Here is a 15,398-nt window from a genome sequence, read left to right as displayed (position 1 = left end):
TCAAGGGGGCCTTGTTGCGTGAGGCCGGTCCGGTTAGGAAACCCTTGCCGCGGCCGCCTCAGCATTGCCGCCGGCCACGTTCTTGAAGTAGTGCTCCAGGTCTTCAAGGCTCTTGTCCTTGGTCTCGGGAACGTATTTCGCGGCGAAGGCAATGGCGCCCATGCCAAGGACTGCGAACACGAAGAACGTGTTGGAGATGCCGATGGCCGCCAGCAGCTGCGGGAACCCGAATCCGATCAGGAAGTTCACGATCCACAGCAGGAAGGCCGAAGCGCCAATGCCCAGGCCGCGGATCTTCAGTGGGAAGATCTCCGAGAGCATCAGCCAGGTCACCGGGGAGATGGCACCCTGCTGGAAGGCCAGGAACGTCACGGTAAGTGCCAGGATGACGAAGCCACGGGCGGAGCCTTCCGGCAGGATCAGGGAGAAGAAACCAATCAGCAGCAGCGCCGTGGTGGTTCCCACCTGTCCTGTGATCAGCATCCTGCGCCGCCCCACCTTGCCCAGCAGCCAGATGCCGACAAACGTGGCCAGCACCGAGATGACGCCGTTTGCGATGTTGGCCGTCAGGGCTGCTTCCCGGGCAAAACCGGACTGCGACAGGATCTGGGTTCCGTAGTACATGATCGAGTTGACGCCGGTGATTTGCTGGATCACCGCAAGGCCCAGGCCGACCACGAAGATCCGGCGCAGCCACGGGATGCCCAGGTCCTTCCAGGAGCCCATCTTGGACTTGTAGTCCTCCACCGCCATGGCTTTGACTTCTTCGAACTCCCTGCGTGCTTCCTCCTGCGAACGGATCCGCTGCAGCACGCTCAGCGTCTCGCCGAAGCTCCCAACGGAGGCCAGCCAGCGGGGGCTCTCCGGCATGAAGTTCATCCCGATCCACAGGACGATGGCCGGCAGGGTAGCGATGACCAGCATCCAGCGCCAGATGCCGTGGGACTCGCCGAACGAGTTGCCCAGGTAGGCGTTGAAGATGAAGGCGAGCAGCTGCCCGGTAACGATCATGAGCTCGTTCTGGGTGACAATCCGGCCGCGCCGGTTGCTCGGGGAAGCCTCGGCCAGGTACACAGGAACGGTTACCGACGCCCCGCCCACGGCGAGCCCCAGCACGAACCGGGCGGCGATCATCACTTCGGTGCTGGGCGCAAACGTGCAGCCCAGGGTGCCCATCAGGAAGATGACGGCGAGCACCATGATCATCCGACGCCGGCCGTTGCGGTCCGCCAGCCGTCCGCCAAACAGGGCGCCAAAGGCGGCACCGAACAGCAGGGATGAGGTGACCAGGCCTTCGGTCAGTGGAGTGAGGCCCAGGTCCTCCTGCATGTACGGCAGGGCGCCGTTGATCACGCCGGTGTCGTAGCCGAAGAGCAGGCCGCCGAACGTGGAGATGATGGTGACGGTCCGCAGGGCGCGCTTGTGGTTGCCGGGCTGCTTGACGGTTGCCTTCCGGGAAACACGCGAACTCATGCGCTGACCTTCTGGACGTACTGCTTCATGGTCTCCAGCTGGTAGCGGGAGACCTCATCGGCATGCTTGTTTTCGGCAAAGACGCTGGAGACCATCACAGTATTCTCCCGGTCCAGGAAGCCGATCTCCTTCAGGCCGCCGAAAAACTCGTCCCAGTTGACGTCGCCGTCGCCGATTTTCAGGTGCTGATGGACGCGGACCGGGTTGCCTGGCAGGTTGGTGATGTAGCGCAGCCCGCTGCCTCACGGACATCCTCGTCCGGGCCGGACCAGCGGAGCACCGGCAGCACGGACGCGATCTCGATTCCGGCGTCCTTGCAGGCCTTCTTTAGCCGGCCCACCAGCTCCTGTCCTACTTGTAGAGGTCGGGCTTTGCCGCCAGCTTCACTGCGACCTTTTCGCCGTTCTTCTGCGCCTCGACGCCTGCTTCGCAGCACGCTGCGGTGGCGTACCCGTCCCAGGCGGAGGGGCCGCCGATTTCGCCCTTAAGTGCCGCGTCCGCCCATGACTGGATTTCGACGTCGTACGCTGCCCCGAAACGCTCCTCGAAACCGGGGGTGACGTTGCCGCCCCAGCGGCCGGAACTGCGGGTGTAGGGTCCCCTGTCGCCGCCGATGCTGACGATGCCGTCCTCGAAGGAGGCCTGGGTGGCAACCTCGTAGCCGAACTTGGCGTTGACGTAGATTTCGACGTCCGCCAGGACGCCGGACTCAGTCTCGAGCAGGACGTGCTGGGGATCGTGCTGGCCGTTCGGGGCATTCCGGGTGGCCTTGCCCAGGCGAACCTGGACGCTGGTGATTTCTTCGCCGGTGAAGAACCGGATGGCGTCGAACTCGTGGACCACGGAATCGTTGATCAGCATCTCGTTGGTGAAGCCCTCGGGGGTGCTCGGGTTGCGGTGCTGGTGGTGGAGCATGAGCAGCTCGCCCAGTTCGTGGTCGCGGATGATCTTGCCCAGCGAGGCGTATTCGGCGTCGAAGCGGCGCATGAAGCCCACCTGGATGCGCTTGTGGCCCAGGGCCACCTCGGCCTGGACAATCTTCCAGGCGGATTCGGCGTCCGGGGTGAGCGGCTTTTCGCAGAGGATCGGGATGTCCTTGGCGATCGCCTTGAGCAGGGTGTCCTCGTGCAGGAAGCCGGGGGTGGCGATCAGGACGGCGTTGACGTCGCCGTTGTTGAGGGCTTCCTCGGCGTCAGCCAGCGCCACGGCGCCCGGAATGCCTTCGATGGCGGCCTGGGCGCGGGCAAGGTCGACGTCGACGACGGCGGCAACTTCGGCTCCGTGGATGCGCTTGTTGAGGCGCTGGATGTGGTCGGTACCCATGCGGCCTGCGCCGATGACGGCGACGCGGAGGTTTTCAGTCATTGTCTTGTCCTTTTGGTGTCGATGGGGGTTAGCTGACGGCGGTGCGGGAGCCGCAGGACAGCAGGTAGTTGCGCGTGCGCTTGGCAATGGGCATGGGCACATCGAAGGCCACGGGATACATGTCCTGTTCCACGATGCCGAAGATGGGCCGGTTGAGTGCTTCCACGGCTTCGATGACCGCGCGGAGGTCCGGCAGGCCGTTCGGCGGTTCGGTCATAACGCCGGCCAAGTTGGCAGCGGCCCAGGTCATGTTTTCCTCGTTGACTTGCCTGAGGATGTCCGGATTGACCTGCTTCAGGTGCAGGTAGCCGATCCGGTCCGGGTAGTTCTTGATCAGGTCCAGGCTGGAGGCGCCGCAGTATTCGGCGTGGCCGGTGTCCAGGCACAGGTTGAGGTATTGCGGGTCCGTGGCGGCCAGCAGCGTTTCGATGTCCTGCTGCGCGCCCACGTGGGAGTCGGCGTGCGAGTGGAACTGCTGCTTCAGGCCGAAGTCCTCAAGCAGGGTCTTGCCCAGGCGGTTGTGGCCGGCGAACAGGTCGCTCCAGGCCTTCTCGCCCAGCGTGCCGCTCTCCACGGCTTCGCCGGTGACGTCGTCGCGCCACATGGCTGGAATGACCACGATGTGCTCGCCGCCCATGGCCGCCGTCAGTTCAGCCACCTTGCGGGCGGGCTCCCAGGCGGTTTCCCACTGGTCCAGCCCGCGGTGGAAGGCAGTGAACACGGTACCGGCGGTGACCTTGAGGTCGCGCTGCTTGAGTTCCTCCGCCAGGCGCGTGGGATCGTTCGGAAGGTAGCCGTAGGGGCCCAGTTCGATCCACTTGTAGCCGGATTCGGCCACCTCGTCCAGGAAGCGTTCCCACGGGGTCTGCTTGGGGTCGTCCGCGAACCAGACGCCCCAGGAGTCCGGCGCAGTGCCGATGATCAGCTTGTTCTCAGTCATTTGTCTGTTCCTTTGCATCGATTGCTCCGCAGATGTCGTTTTGGTCGTTCAAAACGACACGTACGGAGCAATCGACAGTGGGCGTCAGTTGGAGGGGAAGTTGTAGGAGGCGCCGGAGGCGTGGTGGGTTTCGGGCCAGCGGGAGGTGACCACCTTGCCGCGGGTGTAGAAGGAGACGCCTTCGGGGCCGTAGATGTGCTTGTCGCCGAAGAGGGATGCTTTCCAGCCGCCGAAGGAGTGGTAGGCCACCGGGACCGGGAGGGGCACGTTGATGCCGATCATGCCGACGGTCACCGAGCGCTGGAACTTGCGGGCGGCGGCGCCGGAGGACGTGAAGATGGCGGTGCCGTTGCCGTAGGGGTTGGCGTTGATCAGCGAGATGCCCTCTTCGAGGGTGTCCACGCGGACCACCACGAGGACGGGACCAAAGATTTCCTCGGTGTAGGCGGTCATTTCGGTCTTGACGTGGTCAAGGACGGTGGGGCCAACCCAGAAGCCGTTTTCGTGGCCGGGGACCACCAGGTCGCGGCCGTCGACCACCATGGCAGCGCCGGCGGTTTCGGCATCGGTGACGATCCTGACGATGCGTTCCTTGGAGGCAGGGGTGATGACCGGGCCCATTTCGGCGTCGGGTTCGGTGCCGTTGTGGACCTTGACGGCCTCGGCGCGTTCCTGGACTTTCGCTACCAGGGTGTCGGCGGCGTCCCCGACGGCGACGGCGACGGAGATGGCCATGCAGCGTTCCCCGGCGGAGCCGAAGGCGGCAGCGGCGAGGTGGTCGGCGGCGTTGTCCAGGTCGGCGTCGGACAGGATGACGGCGTGGTTCTTCGCCCCGCCCAGGGCCTGGACGCGCTTGCCGTGCTTGGTGGCGGTCTCGTGGACGTACTGGGCGATGGGAGTGGAGCCGACGAAGGAGATGCCGTCCACGTCCGGGTGGGTCAACAGCCCGTCGACGGTTTCCTTGTCGCCGTGGAGGACCTGGAAGACGCCGTCGGGCAGGCCGGCTTCCTTCCAGAGCTTGGCCAGCAGCAGCGAGGCGGAGGGGTCGCGCTCGGAGGGCTTGAGGATGAAGGCGTTGCCGGTGGCGATGGCCATCGGCGCCATCCACAGCGGCACCATGACAGGGAAGTTGAACGGGGTGATGCCGGCGACCACACCAAGGGGTTCACGGAAGGAGAAGACGTCGATACCGGTGGAGACCTGGTCGGAGTAGTCGCCCTTGAGCAGGGTGGGGATGCCGCAGGCGAATTCGACGACTTCCAGACCGCGGCCGATCTCGCCCTTGGCGTCGGAGAGGACCTTGCCGTGCTCGGCGGTGACCAGCTCGGCGAGCTCATCCACGTGGGCGGCGACAAGCTCGCGGAACTTGAACAGCACCGCGGTGCGCTTGGCCAGGGAGATGTCGCCCCAGGTGTCGGCGGCCTTGCGGGCTGCCGCGACGGCGGTGTCCAGGTCGGCCCGGTTGGCTAGCCGAAGTTCACCGGACACGGCGCCGGTGGCCGGGTTGTACACGGGAGTAGTGCGGTCGCCTTCGCCGGCGGTCTCGGCACCGTTGAGAAAGTGGTTGATGACGGTTGTTTCAGTGGTGGTGGCAGTCATGGGACTCTTCCTTGAGTGGTGGAAAGTGTGGTCAGCCGAGCAGTTTGCGCTGGCGTGACTTGTGGTCGACGTAGGTCTGGAAGGCCTGCCTGGTGGAGTCGAGTTCGGAGACCTGGGAGACGGGGACGTCCCACCAGGACTCGGAGGACGGGGCGTCCAGGAGGGGGTCGGATTCCACGTGGATCAGGATGGGTCCGCTGCGCTCGGGTGCGGCCTTGGCGTCGCGGATGGCCTGTTCGAGTTCGGCGATGACTTTCTCCCCCGGCTCGATCCGGATGACCTTCACGCCCAGGGACTCGGCGTTCAGGGCCAGGTCCACCGGCAGCGTCTCGCCCTCATCGAAGCTGTGCGCCTCTTCGTCCAACGCCCGGTAGCGGGTGCCGAACCGCTGCGAACCCAACGATTCGGAGAGGGAACCGATGGACGCGTAGCCGTGGTTCTGGATCAGGACCACGATCAGCTTGATGCGTTCGGCGACGGCGGTGACGAGTTCGGTGTGCATCATCAGGTAGGAGCCGTCCCCCACCATCACGACGACGTCCCGCACCTCCGCGCGTGAGCTGCCTGCCGCCGTCGTACTTGCCGCTTCGGCGAGCACTGCACGCTTGACGCCGAGGCCGCCGGGGATCTCGTAGCCCATGCAGGAGTAGGCATATTCAACGTGGTAGCCGAACGGGTCCCGGACCCGCCACATCTTGTGCAGGTCCCCGGGCAGCGAACCCGCCGCACAAATGACCACGTCGCGGGCGTCCATAGCCCGGTTGGTGGCGCCGATGATCTCGTTCTGCGCCGGCAGCGGGGTGAACCGGATATCGAAGGACTCGTCCACGGTGGCGTCCCAGCGCTTCTTCTCGGCCGCGACCTTCTGCTCCAGGTCGGCCCCGACCCGGTAGCCGCCCAGCGCTGCGTTAAGCTTCACCAGTGCCTTGCGGGCGTCAGCAACGATCGGCAGGCTGGTGCCGTGCTTGTAGGCGTCGAGCGGGGCCACGTTGATGTTGATGAACTTCACGTCGGGGTTCTGGAACGCGGTCCGGGACGCGGTGGTGAAGTCCTCGTAGCGGGTGCCGATGCCGATGATCAGGTCCGCCTCGGCCGCGATGGCGTTGGCCGCCGTCGTGCCGGTGGAGCCGATGGCGCCCAGGGAGTGCTGGTGGTCCCAGGGCAGGACGCCGACGCCGGCCTGGGTGTTGCCCACCGGGATTCCGGTCAGTTCCACGAACCTGGCGAGTTCGTCGTTGGCGTAGGCGTACAGGACGCCGCCGCCGGCGATGATCAGCGGGCGCTTGGCGGCCCGGATGGCGGCCGCGGCGCGGGCGATGTCGTCGTCGTCCGCCTCGGGGCGGCGGATCCGCCACTCACGCTCGGCCAGGAATTCCGCCGGCACGTCGAAGGCCTCGGCCTGGACGTCCTGCGGCAGGGAGATGGTCACGGCGCCGGTTTCGGCCGGGTCGGTCAACACGCGCAGGCCATGGTGGAACGCGGAGAACAACTGCTCGGGCCGGGACACGCGGTCGAAGAACTTGGACAGCGGCCGGAACGCGTCGTTGACAGTGAGGTCGTAGGCGTAGGGCTGTTCGAGCTGCTGCAGCACCGGATCTGCCGCACGGGTGGCGAACGTGTCGCTGGGCAGCAGCAGCACCGGAAGCCGGTTGGTGGTGGCCAGCGCCGCACCGGTCAGCAGGTTCGAGGACCCCGGGCCGATCGAGGTGCTGATCGCGAACGTCTGGCGGCGGCGGGTGTGCCGGGCATACCCGACGGCCTGGTGGACCTGGGCCTGTTCGTTCCGGCCCTGGTAATACGGCATGATGGCCGGGTCCAGTTGCTGGTACTGCTTCAGGGCCTGGCCCACACCGGCCACATTGCCGTGCCCGAAAATACCGAACGTGCCCGGAATGAGCCGCTCACGGTACTCAACACCGTTCACCGAGTCCACGGTGTACTGCTTGGAAAGGTATTCGACGACGGCCTGCGCCACCGTCATTCTGCGCGTTCCTGTTGTTGTACCCATTGCTAGTTCTCCGGGATTTCAGTGGTGTGGTGCAGGAGCGAGGCGGCCGCGGCGACGGCACCCGCGACGTCTCCGTCTGCGGGGTAGAGCAGGGTGCGGCCCACGGTGAGGCCCCGGACGCCGGGAAGGGCGAGTGCGGCTTCCCAGGTGGCGAACACCTCGTCCTGGGTGCCGTCCGGGTCGCCGCCGAGCAGGACCGTGGGCATGGTGGTGGCGGCCATGACACGTTCCATCTCCGCCACCACGGGAAGCTTCATCCACGTGTAGGCGCTGGTGGAACCCAGGCCCTCGGCGATCGCGATGGACTTGATCACCGCGTTGGTGGACAGGTCGTTGCGGACCCTGCCGTTTTCACGGACGGACAGGAAAGGCTCCACCATGGCGATCAGTTTCCGCTCGGCAAGGGAGTCAATGGCCTTCGCGGTCGCTTCCAGGGTGGCCACGGTGTCCGGGTCGCCCAGGCAGATGCGGGTCAGCATCTTCCCGCCGTCCGCCCCCAGGGCTTCCAGGGCGGCCGCGGTGTGGCCGGTGAAGCGGTCGTCGATCTCGTTGACCAGTCCGGACAGGCCGCCCCGGTTCATCGAGCCGAACACCAGCTTGCCATCCAGGGCGCCGAGCAGCAGAAGGTCGTCCATGATGTCCGGGGAGGCCAGGACGCCGTCGACGGCGGGATTGGCCAGCGCGATCTGCAGCCGGTCCAGCAACTGCCGGCGGTCAGCCATGGCGACCGGATCGTTGCCGACGGCAAGGGCGCCGCGGGCCGGGTGGTCGGCGGCGACGATGAAGTTCTGCCGGCCGGACTTCAGGCCCGGGTGGCGGCGCCGGGACTTGGCGGCACGGGCCACGGCTTCCGGGTCCTCCAGCCGGATGGTGCTCAGGTGCTCGTAGCGGCGGGGATCAGCATCCACTGCGCTGTCAGGGCTTACGGGGGTGAGGGTCACAGTGCTGCTCCTTCAGGAATGGAAGCGCCGGGGACCTGGCGGCCGCGTTCTGCCAGCAGCGAGGTGACCTCGTCCGGCGTCGGCATGGCATCGGCGCAGGACAGGCGGGATGCGACAATCGCGCCGGCGGCGTTGGCGTAGTCAAGGACCTGTGCCAGCGGCCAGCCCGAGAGCAGGCCATGGCAGAACGCGCCGCCGAAGGAGTCGCCGGCACCCAGGCCGTTGAGGGTTTCCACGGGGACGGGGGCGGAGACCACGCGCTCGGTCCGGGTCTTGGCCATCACGCCTTCGGGGCCGAGCTTGACGACGGCGATTTCCACGCCGGCGGCCAGCAAGCGGTCTGCCTGCTCGTCAGGGGTACCCTCGCCGACGGCGACGGCGCATTCCTTGTCATTGCCGATTGCCACGGTAACGTGCGGGAGAATCTTGGCGACCTCGGCGCGGGCTTCCGCTTCGGAAGCCCAGAACATGGGCCGGTAGTCCAGGTCCAGGATGGTGAACTGGCCCTCGGTCAGCTCGGTCCGGGGGCGGGCCTCGTGCGCGGCAATGTGCGCTGACCGGGAGGGCTCCTGGCACAGGCCGGTCACGGTGGACCAGAAGATACCGGCCCCGCGGATCGCGTCCAGTTCCAGCTCTTCAGCCTTGATCTGCAGGTCCGGAGCGGTGGGGAAACGGCCGTAGAAGTACAGGGGGAACTCGTCCGTTGCCGGCTTGATCGCGCAGAACGTCACCGCCGTGGGCCAGTCCTTCACCGGCGTGACGAAGGAGTCGTCAATGTTGAACCTGCGCAGCTCGCGGTGCAGGTACTCGCCGAACGGGTCGTCACCGGTGCGGGTAATGACGCCGGTCCGGCGGCCATGCCGGGCAGCAGCAACAGCCACGTTCGACGGTGAACCGCCCAAGTACTTACCGAAGGAACTGACGTCCTCCAGGCCAACCCCGATGTCGTTCGGGTAGATATCAACGCTGATGCGCCCGATCGTAAGAAGCTCGTGGGTCACGGTAATCGTGGACCTTTCTGGTGTGGAACTCGAGTCCTTTGAGGGGCAGGAACTCCGGGACTGGCAGGCCGTGGCGTGGGCCACAGGCACTACTTTGCCCTAGATCGAATGTCCTGTCAAAAGTTTGTACTGACATACTTACAACAGCGCTTTCTCTGCGCCCGATTCCCGGGGCGCGGGCGCGCAGGCTACTCCTTGGGGACCGCCAACTCGCCCGTCACGTACTGCGCGCGGCCGAAGCCGAAGGACCAGTCACCGGCGCCATTTTCGACGTAGCCGATGAAGACGTCCTCGCCGGCAACCCCCACGCCGGCAAGCTTGTCGGCCACGGCGGCAAACAGCCGCTGCTTGGCCTCCTGGGAGCGTCCACCCTGGGTGAAGATCTGGATCATCGCCACTCCCCTGGTGCGCTCAAAGCCCAGCCCTGCATCCTGGGCGAAGATTTGCCCCTGCGGGTGCTCGGTGAGGATATGGAAGTAGTCCCGCTCCGGGATGCCGTACTCGGCGAGGATGGCATCGTGGATGCCCCGGCTGAGCTGCTGTAGATCCTCGGCAGTGCGGCCTTCATTGACGTCGATGCGAACCAGTGGCATGAACATTATCCTTCGTCTAGTTTGTCCTTACATACTAACAAACATAGAACGTACACAACAACCCTTGCGCTCCGCCACACCAGGCGCCTATCATTAATCAACCGAAAGGTTGATAAACATTAAAGTTGATTACGCAAGGAATGACATTGATCTCCGAGAACGCGGGTCTGGATTCGGCCTTCATGGCCCTGGCTGATCCTGTCCGTCGAAGCATCATCGCCAGGCTCAGCAGGGGCCCGGCAACAGTGAACGAATTGGCTGAACCCTTCGAGATCTCCAAGCAGGCGGTCTCGAAACACATCCAGGTACTGGAGCAGGCGCAGTTGGTCACCCGCAGCAGGGACGCCCAGCGCCGGCCCGTCCACCTGAACCCGGCGCGGCTTGAAGCCCTGACCGCATGGATCGACCAGTACCGGCTGGTCCGGGAAGGGCAGTTCCGCAGCCTCGACGCCGTTCTTAGATCAAACGCTGCGGACAGCGGCGATCAATCTCCAAGGAGTCATGATGAGCAATTCCCTGAAACTCAGCGTTCCTGAAGGCCTCCCCTTCATCGATTACGAACGCGAGTTCGATTTCCCGGTGGCGGACGTGTTCCGCGCCCACAAAGAACCGGACCTCATTGTCCAGTGGCTGGGCCCGCGGGGCATGAAGATGGACATCGACCACTACGACTTCCGCACCGGAGGCAGCTACAGCTACCTGCATACGGGACGTGACGGCGTAGCCTACGAGTTCAAGGGCATCTTCCACACAGTCCGGGACAACGAATTCGCCATCCAGACCTTTGAGTTCGGCGGATACCCTGATGTGGTCAGCCTGGAGTTCATGACGTTTGAGGACCTGGGCAACGGGCGGACCCGCCTGCGGGGCCACTCTGTCTACCCGAGCCAGGAGGCGCGCGACGGTATGGCCCAGTCCGGCATGGAGGGCGGCATGTCCGAAGGCTATGAGCGGCTGGACGAACTGTTGGCGGGCGCGTCGGTCTGACGCAGGAGGAGGGCTTCGTCCAGCACGCGGCCAAGGTTGGCGGCATCGTGGGCGAAGCGGCCCAGGAAGAGTCCGTCCGCGGCCGGCAGCCGGGGAAGCAGTCCGGGCCCGGCGCTGCCGCCGTAGATAAGCGGGCAGGCAGGGCCAAGGGCTGCGCGGATCTGCGCCAGGACGGCGTTGACGTGGTGCGGTGGGGCGGGCTCCTGCGCGCCGATGGCCCAGACCGGCTCGTAGGCCAGGACCAGGCGGTTCAGCAGGGCCGGGTCGCCGTCCGTGGCGGCACGGACCTGCTGCACGCAGAAGGCGGCGGCAGCTCCGGCGTCGAGCCTTTCCGGCTCGCCGATGCAAAGCAGCGGGGTCAGGGAATGGCCGACGGCGGCACGCACCTTGCGTGCCACCACGGCGTCGTCCTCACCAAACAGCCGGCGGCGTTCAGCATGGCCGATCTCGACGAGTGAGACGCCGAGTTCGGCCAGCATGCCGGGGCTGACTTCCCCGGTCAGTGCCCCGTCCCCCCAGGCGCAGTTCTGCGCGCCGAGGAGTACGGGCGAACCTGCGAGGATCCGCGCGGCGGGCTCCAGGACAGGGAAGGACGGGATGACGAAGACCCGGACCGGGGACTCCTCGGCGGAATCCATGGCCAGTCCGGGCCTGTCATCCACGATGGAACGCACCTCCGACAGCCAGCGCAGGCTTGCCTGGTAGCCCAGGTACATCTTGGTGCTGACACCGATGTAGAGGGGGCCCTTGCCTGTGCTGCTGCCGGAGGTGCTCATGGTTTCCTTGCCTGGATGGTGGCGGTGTGCTCAGTCGAGCAGGTCGTCGGCCTTGTTCTTGAACCGCCTGGTGGCGAACATCATCGCTGCCGCCACGAACGGCAGGACACCCAGGGCATAGACGCCCATGGACCCGGTTGGCGACTGTGTGGCCTCGTTGACTGCGGTCCGCAGGATGGGCGCCACGAAGCCGCCCAGGTTGCCAAGGGAGTTGATCAGTCCAATGCCTGCCGCGGCGGCGGAACCGGCAAGGAATGCGGTGGGATAGGACCACACCACGGGACCAACGGCCAGGAAGCTGCAGACCGCCAGGGTTATGAAGATCATGCCCAGGACCGGCTGGTGGTTGGTTCCCGCCCAGGCCGAACCGAAGATGCATAGGCCCGTGGAGATGAACAGGATGGTGCCGAACTTGCGGCGCTTGGCCACGGTATCTGCGGCCTTGCCGATGAAGTAGCAGGCGAAGATGCCGAAGAACCATGGGACGGCGATCAGCAGGCCGACGGCGAGTCCCACCTTCTGCCCGGTCAGGGAGGACACCTGCTGCGGCAGGAAGAACGTCACACCATAGACGGCGACCTGCAGGCAGAAGTAGATCACGGTGAAGTACCAGACGCGGCCGTTGCGCATGGCGGCGAGGATGCCGCGCGGACCGTGCTCGTCCTTGATGGTGTCCTCAAGGGCCATGACTTCCTTCAGCGCGTACTTTTCCTCGCTGTTAAGGAACTTGGCCTTTGCCGGGCCGTTGATCAGGAAGAAGAAGGCCGCGATGCCTGCCAGGACGGCCAGCATGCCTTCGACGAAGAACATGACCTGCCAGCCGCGCAGGCCGGGCACCTGGTCGCCGATGTTGATCAGCCAGCCCGACAGCGGGTTGCCGATCATTTGGGAGAACGGCTGGGCCAGGTAGAAGATGGCGAACATCTGGACGCGCACCTTGTTGGGGAACCATTCGGCGAGGTACATGATCACGCCCGGGAACAGCCCGGCTTCCGTCACGCCCAGGAGGAAACGCAGGATCACGAACGAGGTCTCGCCCTGCACGAAGGCGAAGCATGCGGAGACGATGCCCCAGGTGATCGCGATGCGCGCCAGCCAGATCTTGGCGCCGACCTTCTTCAGCAGCAGGTTGCTGGGGATCTCGAAGATCGCGTAGCCAATGAAGAAGATGCCGGCGCCGAGGGCGAAGGCCGCGGCGGACACCCCCTTGTCCGCCCCCAGGGCGGCCTCGGCGAAGCCGACGTTGGTGCGGTCCAGGAATGAAACGACGTACAGGATGACCAGCATCGGCATGAGCCGGCGGGCCGCCTTGGAAATGGCGGACTTCAGGACCGGACGGGCCAGGAGTTCCTTGGATGTTGCGGTGGTTTCGGACACAACACTCTCCTTCGAGTGGTGACGTTGGTGGTTCCCCGCGGGCCGGCGGCCCGCGGGGCTTGTGGTGGCGCCCTGGTCCGGGTGCCGTCAGTGCATGTACAGGCCGCCGTCGACGTTCAGCGTCTGGCCCGAGATGTAGCCGGCGTCCTCACCAATCAGGAAATGGATGGCGGCCGCGACATCACGGGGGCTGCCCACGCGGTTCACCACCAGGTCCTTGACCAGCTCATCCTTGCGTTCCTCGCTGAGGGTGCCGCCCATGATGTCGGTGTCGATCGGTCCCGGTGAGATGGCGTTGACGGTGATGTCGTACTCCCCCAGTTCGCGGGCGGTGGCGCGGGTCAGGCCGATGACGCCGGCCTTGGCCACGGAGTACGGGGTCTTGCTGAAGGTCCCGCCGCCGCGCTGGGCGGAAACGGACGAGATGTTGACGATCCGTCCCAGCCGGTTCTTCACCATCGATTCGGCCACCCGGCGGGTGGCGTAGTGGACACCGTTCATGTTGATGTTCACCACGCGGTCCCATTCGGCGCCGTCGAGCTCAAGGTAGGGGACCGGGGAGCTGACGCCGGCGATGTTCGCCAGGGCCACCAACTGGGGAAGTTCGGCTTCGATCTCGTCGATGGCGGCCCGGACCGAGGCCTCGTCGCCAATGTTGGCCCCGGCGCCATGGGCCTTGACGCCGTGCTTTTCGGCCAGTTCCGTGGCCAGGTTCTTGCTGGCGGCGTCGTCGAGGTCGATCACGCCGATGTTCCAGCCGCGCTCGGCGAGGTAGTCGGCGGTGGCCCGGCCGATGCCGCGTTCAGAAACAGCGCCGGTGACGATCACCGTGCGGTCTGCGGGAAATGCTGTCATGAAGTGTTCCTTCTGGTTGAGGTCAGGCGCGGGTCAGGACAGCGGCGCGGGCCCCAGGTCCTCGATGAGCTTCTGCATGGCGACGTAGGCCTTGTTCCGGTAGGCAACGAGGGCTGCGGTCCGGTCTGCGGGCACGTCGAGGAAACCGGAACCGGTCTTGGTGCCGAGCTGGCCGGCGTCCACCTTTTCCTGCAGGATCTGCGGGGTGGCGAAGCGCTCCGGGAAGCCGGTCTGGAGAGACTTGTAGCAGAAGGCGTAGACGTCCAGGCCTGCCATGTCGGCGATGGCGAAGGGGCCGAAGAACGGCAGCCGGAAGCCGAAGGTGGTGCGCACCAGGGTGTCCACGTCCTCGGCGGTGGCGATGCCTTCCTCGACCACCTGGGCGGCCTCGTGGAAGAGGGCGTACTGGAGCCGGTTCAGCACAAAGCCGGTGACGTCCTTGACGGTGGCCGTTTCCTTGCCGGTCTCCCCCACGATGGTGCGGGCGGCCTGGACAGTGGCCTCCGAGGTGCCTTCGTGCGGGATGACTTCCACGCCGGGGATGAAGGGTGCGGGGTTGGAGAAGTGGACGCCCAGGAAACGCTCCGGGTTGTCCACTACCTCAGCCAGCTTGGCGATGGAAATGGTGGAGGTGTTGGAGCCGATGATGGCGTCGGGGCGGGCTGCGGCGCTGATCCTGCCCAGGGTGGCGTGCTTGATCTCCAGGACCTCCGGCACCGCCTCCTCGATGTACTCGGCGTCGGCCACCGCTTCTTCAATGTCTTTGGCCGCCCAGAGGTTTTCCTTGAGCAGGTCCGTGGCGTTGGCCGGGAAGAGGCCGGCTGCCACGAACTCGTCGGACTCCTTCAGGAGCCGTTCGTAGTTGCTTTGGGCGATTTCGGCGGAGACATCTGCCAGCGCCACGCGGGCTCCGGCCAGTGCCAGGACCTGGGCGATTCCGCCGCCCATGTAGCCCGAGCCGACGACGGCGATGGTGCGAGTGCTCATTTGTCCTCAAGTCCTTCCGACGCGTCCTCGTAGGAGGAGATGACGTCTACTTTGGCCGCGGATGCGGAGTTTTCATCGAAGCGGTGGTCCAGCCACTCGCCCACAAGCTTCTTGGCCAGTTCAAGGCCGATGACGCGCTGGCCCATGGTCAGGACCTGGGCGTTGTTGGACAGCACGGAGCGTTCCACGGAGTAGCTGTCGTGGGCGGTGACGGCCCTGATGCCCGGTACCTTGTTGGCGGAAATCGCGACCCCAAGGCCCGTTCCGCAGATGAGCAGGGCGCGGTCCGCTTCACCGGCGGCCACTTTGCGGGCAGCGGCGACGGCCAGGTGCGGGTAGGCAGTGGTGTCGTCGGCGCCTACTCCCACGTCCTCCACGGAGGCGACGCGGGGGTCGGCCTCCAGCAGTTCGCGCAGGGCGTTCTTGTATTCGACACCGGCCTCGTCATTGCCGACGACGATGCGCCAGCCTGGCTGGTTGTTCTCGGTCATGCGGT

General features: G+C 65.7%; 15 protein-coding genes and 1 pseudogene. 2 read left to right on the top strand and 14 right to left on the bottom strand.

What is annotated here, in order from left to right; all coding sequences use genetic code 11:
* Positions 1-33 precede the first annotated feature (33 nt).
* From ACTAQI_RS21190 to ACTAQI_RS21150, 9 genes and pseudogenes are all read right to left on the bottom strand, one after another.
* Positions 34-1,473, bottom strand: coding sequence for a sugar porter family MFS transporter (locus ACTAQI_RS21190; protein WP_457948525.1), 1,440 nt, complete (start codon positions 1,471-1,473; stop codon positions 34-36).
* Positions 1,470-1,819, bottom strand: a pseudogene (locus ACTAQI_RS21185) (hypothetical protein); the annotation flags it as partial. The gene ACTAQI_RS21190 and the pseudogene ACTAQI_RS21185, both read right to left, overlap by 4 nt.
* A gap of 5 nt (positions 1,820-1,824) precedes the next feature.
* A complete protein-coding gene (locus tag ACTAQI_RS21180) occupies positions 1,825-2,838 on the bottom strand; it encodes a Gfo/Idh/MocA family protein (RefSeq protein ID WP_457948523.1) in 1,014 nt (337 codons plus the stop codon).
* A 28-nt stretch (positions 2,839-2,866) separates the two neighbouring features.
* Positions 2,867-3,778 (bottom strand): sugar phosphate isomerase/epimerase family protein, encoded by a 912-nt coding sequence (locus ACTAQI_RS21175; RefSeq protein ID WP_457948522.1) that lies wholly within the window; start codon positions 3,776-3,778, stop codon positions 2,867-2,869.
* Positions 3,779-3,862: 84 nt separating this feature from the next.
* Positions 3,863-5,377 (bottom strand): CoA-acylating methylmalonate-semialdehyde dehydrogenase, encoded by a 1,515-nt coding sequence (locus ACTAQI_RS21170; protein ID WP_457948520.1) that lies wholly within the window; start codon positions 5,375-5,377, stop codon positions 3,863-3,865.
* Positions 5,378-5,408: 31 nt separating this feature from the next.
* A complete protein-coding gene (gene iolD, locus ACTAQI_RS21165) occupies positions 5,409-7,358 on the bottom strand; it encodes a 3D-(3,5/4)-trihydroxycyclohexane-1,2-dione acylhydrolase (decyclizing) (protein ID WP_457948518.1) in 1,950 nt (649 codons plus the stop codon).
* A 29-nt stretch (positions 7,359-7,387) separates the two neighbouring features.
* Entirely contained in the window at positions 7,388-8,326 is a 939-nt protein-coding gene (locus ACTAQI_RS21160; RefSeq protein ID WP_457948517.1) for a Cgl0159 family (beta/alpha)8-fold protein, read from the bottom strand.
* On the bottom strand, positions 8,323-9,327 hold the full coding sequence (gene iolC / locus ACTAQI_RS21155) for a 5-dehydro-2-deoxygluconokinase (RefSeq protein ID WP_457948515.1): 1,005 nt from the start codon (positions 9,325-9,327) through the stop codon (positions 8,323-8,325). The genes ACTAQI_RS21160 and iolC overlap by 4 nt, the downstream gene beginning before the upstream one ends.
* A gap of 188 nt (positions 9,328-9,515) precedes the next feature.
* A complete protein-coding gene (locus ACTAQI_RS21150) occupies positions 9,516-9,920 on the bottom strand; it encodes a tautomerase family protein (protein ID WP_457948513.1) in 405 nt (134 codons plus the stop codon).
* A 182-nt stretch (positions 9,921-10,102) separates the two neighbouring features.
* Between ACTAQI_RS21150 and ACTAQI_RS21145 the strand changes: the two genes are divergently transcribed.
* Together ACTAQI_RS21145 and ACTAQI_RS21140 are read left to right on the top strand one after the other, a co-directional pair.
* Positions 10,103-10,456 carry an ArsR/SmtB family transcription factor gene (locus tag ACTAQI_RS21145; RefSeq protein ID WP_457951125.1) on the top strand — a complete coding sequence of 118 codons (354 nt, stop codon included), beginning with the start codon at positions 10,103-10,105 and terminating at the stop codon, positions 10,454-10,456.
* Positions 10,425-10,907, top strand: a complete 483-nt coding sequence (locus ACTAQI_RS21140; protein WP_457951124.1) for an SRPBCC family protein — start codon at positions 10,425-10,427, stop codon at positions 10,905-10,907. Before ACTAQI_RS21145 ends, ACTAQI_RS21140 begins: the two co-directional genes overlap by 32 nt.
* On the opposite strand, the gene ACTAQI_RS21135 is transcribed toward ACTAQI_RS21140, so the two are convergent.
* The 5 genes from ACTAQI_RS21135 to ACTAQI_RS21115 all read right to left on the bottom strand — a co-directional run bounded on the left by ACTAQI_RS21135 (position 10,865) and on the right by ACTAQI_RS21115 (position 15,393).
* A complete protein-coding gene (locus ACTAQI_RS21135) occupies positions 10,865-11,683 on the bottom strand; it encodes a triose-phosphate isomerase family protein (protein ID WP_457948511.1) in 819 nt (272 codons plus the stop codon). The genes ACTAQI_RS21140 and ACTAQI_RS21135 overlap by 43 nt on opposite strands.
* 30 nt (positions 11,684-11,713) lie before the next feature.
* Entirely contained in the window at positions 11,714-13,060 is a 1,347-nt protein-coding gene (locus tag ACTAQI_RS21130) for an MFS transporter (protein ID WP_457948509.1), read from the bottom strand.
* Between the two features lie 87 nt (positions 13,061-13,147).
* On the bottom strand, positions 13,148-13,915 hold the full coding sequence (locus ACTAQI_RS21125) for an SDR family NAD(P)-dependent oxidoreductase (RefSeq protein ID WP_457948507.1): 768 nt from the start codon (positions 13,913-13,915) through the stop codon (positions 13,148-13,150).
* Between the two features lie 33 nt (positions 13,916-13,948).
* Positions 13,949-14,902, bottom strand: coding sequence for a 3-hydroxyacyl-CoA dehydrogenase family protein (locus tag ACTAQI_RS21120; RefSeq protein ID WP_457948505.1), 954 nt, complete (start codon positions 14,900-14,902; stop codon positions 13,949-13,951).
* Entirely contained in the window at positions 14,899-15,393 is a 495-nt protein-coding gene (locus tag ACTAQI_RS21115) for a ribose-5-phosphate isomerase (protein ID WP_457948503.1), read from the bottom strand. The genes ACTAQI_RS21120 and ACTAQI_RS21115 overlap by 4 nt, the downstream gene beginning before the upstream one ends.
* Positions 15,394-15,398: the final 5 nt, after the last annotated feature.

The organism is Pseudarthrobacter sp. alpha12b, from assembly GCF_054130495.1.
Note: the sequence above shows the minus strand (reverse complement) of the source record. Positions and strands in the feature narration are given on the sequence as shown.

Excerpts from the sequence above, each read along its gene's own strand:
- ACTAQI_RS21115 (WP_457948503.1), bottom strand. The coding sequence starts at position 15,393 with ATGACCGAGAACAACCAGCCAGGCTGGCGCATCGTCGTCGGCAATGAC.
- ACTAQI_RS21175 (WP_457948522.1), bottom strand. The coding sequence starts at position 3,778 with ATGACTGAGAACAAGCTGATCATCGGCACTGCGCCGGACTCCTGGGGC.
- ACTAQI_RS21190 (WP_457948525.1), bottom strand. The coding sequence starts at position 1,473 with ATGAGTTCGCGTGTTTCCCGGAAGGCAACCGTCAAGCAGCCCGGCAAC.
- ACTAQI_RS21140 (WP_457951124.1), top strand. The coding sequence starts at position 10,425 with ATGAGCAATTCCCTGAAACTCAGCGTTCCTGAAGGCCTCCCCTTCATC.
- ACTAQI_RS21135 (WP_457948511.1), bottom strand. The coding sequence starts at position 11,683 with ATGAGCACCTCCGGCAGCAGCACAGGCAAGGGCCCCCTCTACATCGGT.
- iolD (WP_457948518.1), bottom strand. The coding sequence starts at position 7,358 with ATGACGGTGGCGCAGGCCGTCGTCGAATACCTTTCCAAGCAGTACACC.
- ACTAQI_RS21145 (WP_457951125.1), top strand. The coding sequence starts at position 10,103 with ATGGCCCTGGCTGATCCTGTCCGTCGAAGCATCATCGCCAGGCTCAGC.
- ACTAQI_RS21170 (WP_457948520.1), bottom strand. The coding sequence starts at position 5,377 with ATGACTGCCACCACCACTGAAACAACCGTCATCAACCACTTTCTCAAC.
- ACTAQI_RS21125 (WP_457948507.1), bottom strand. The coding sequence starts at position 13,915 with ATGACAGCATTTCCCGCAGACCGCACGGTGATCGTCACCGGCGCTGTT.
- ACTAQI_RS21150 (WP_457948513.1), bottom strand. The coding sequence starts at position 9,920 with ATGCCACTGGTTCGCATCGACGTCAATGAAGGCCGCACTGCCGAGGAT.
- ACTAQI_RS21120 (WP_457948505.1), bottom strand. The coding sequence starts at position 14,902 with ATGAGCACTCGCACCATCGCCGTCGTCGGCTCGGGCTACATGGGCGGC.
- ACTAQI_RS21180 (WP_457948523.1), bottom strand. The coding sequence starts at position 2,838 with ATGACTGAAAACCTCCGCGTCGCCGTCATCGGCGCAGGCCGCATGGGT.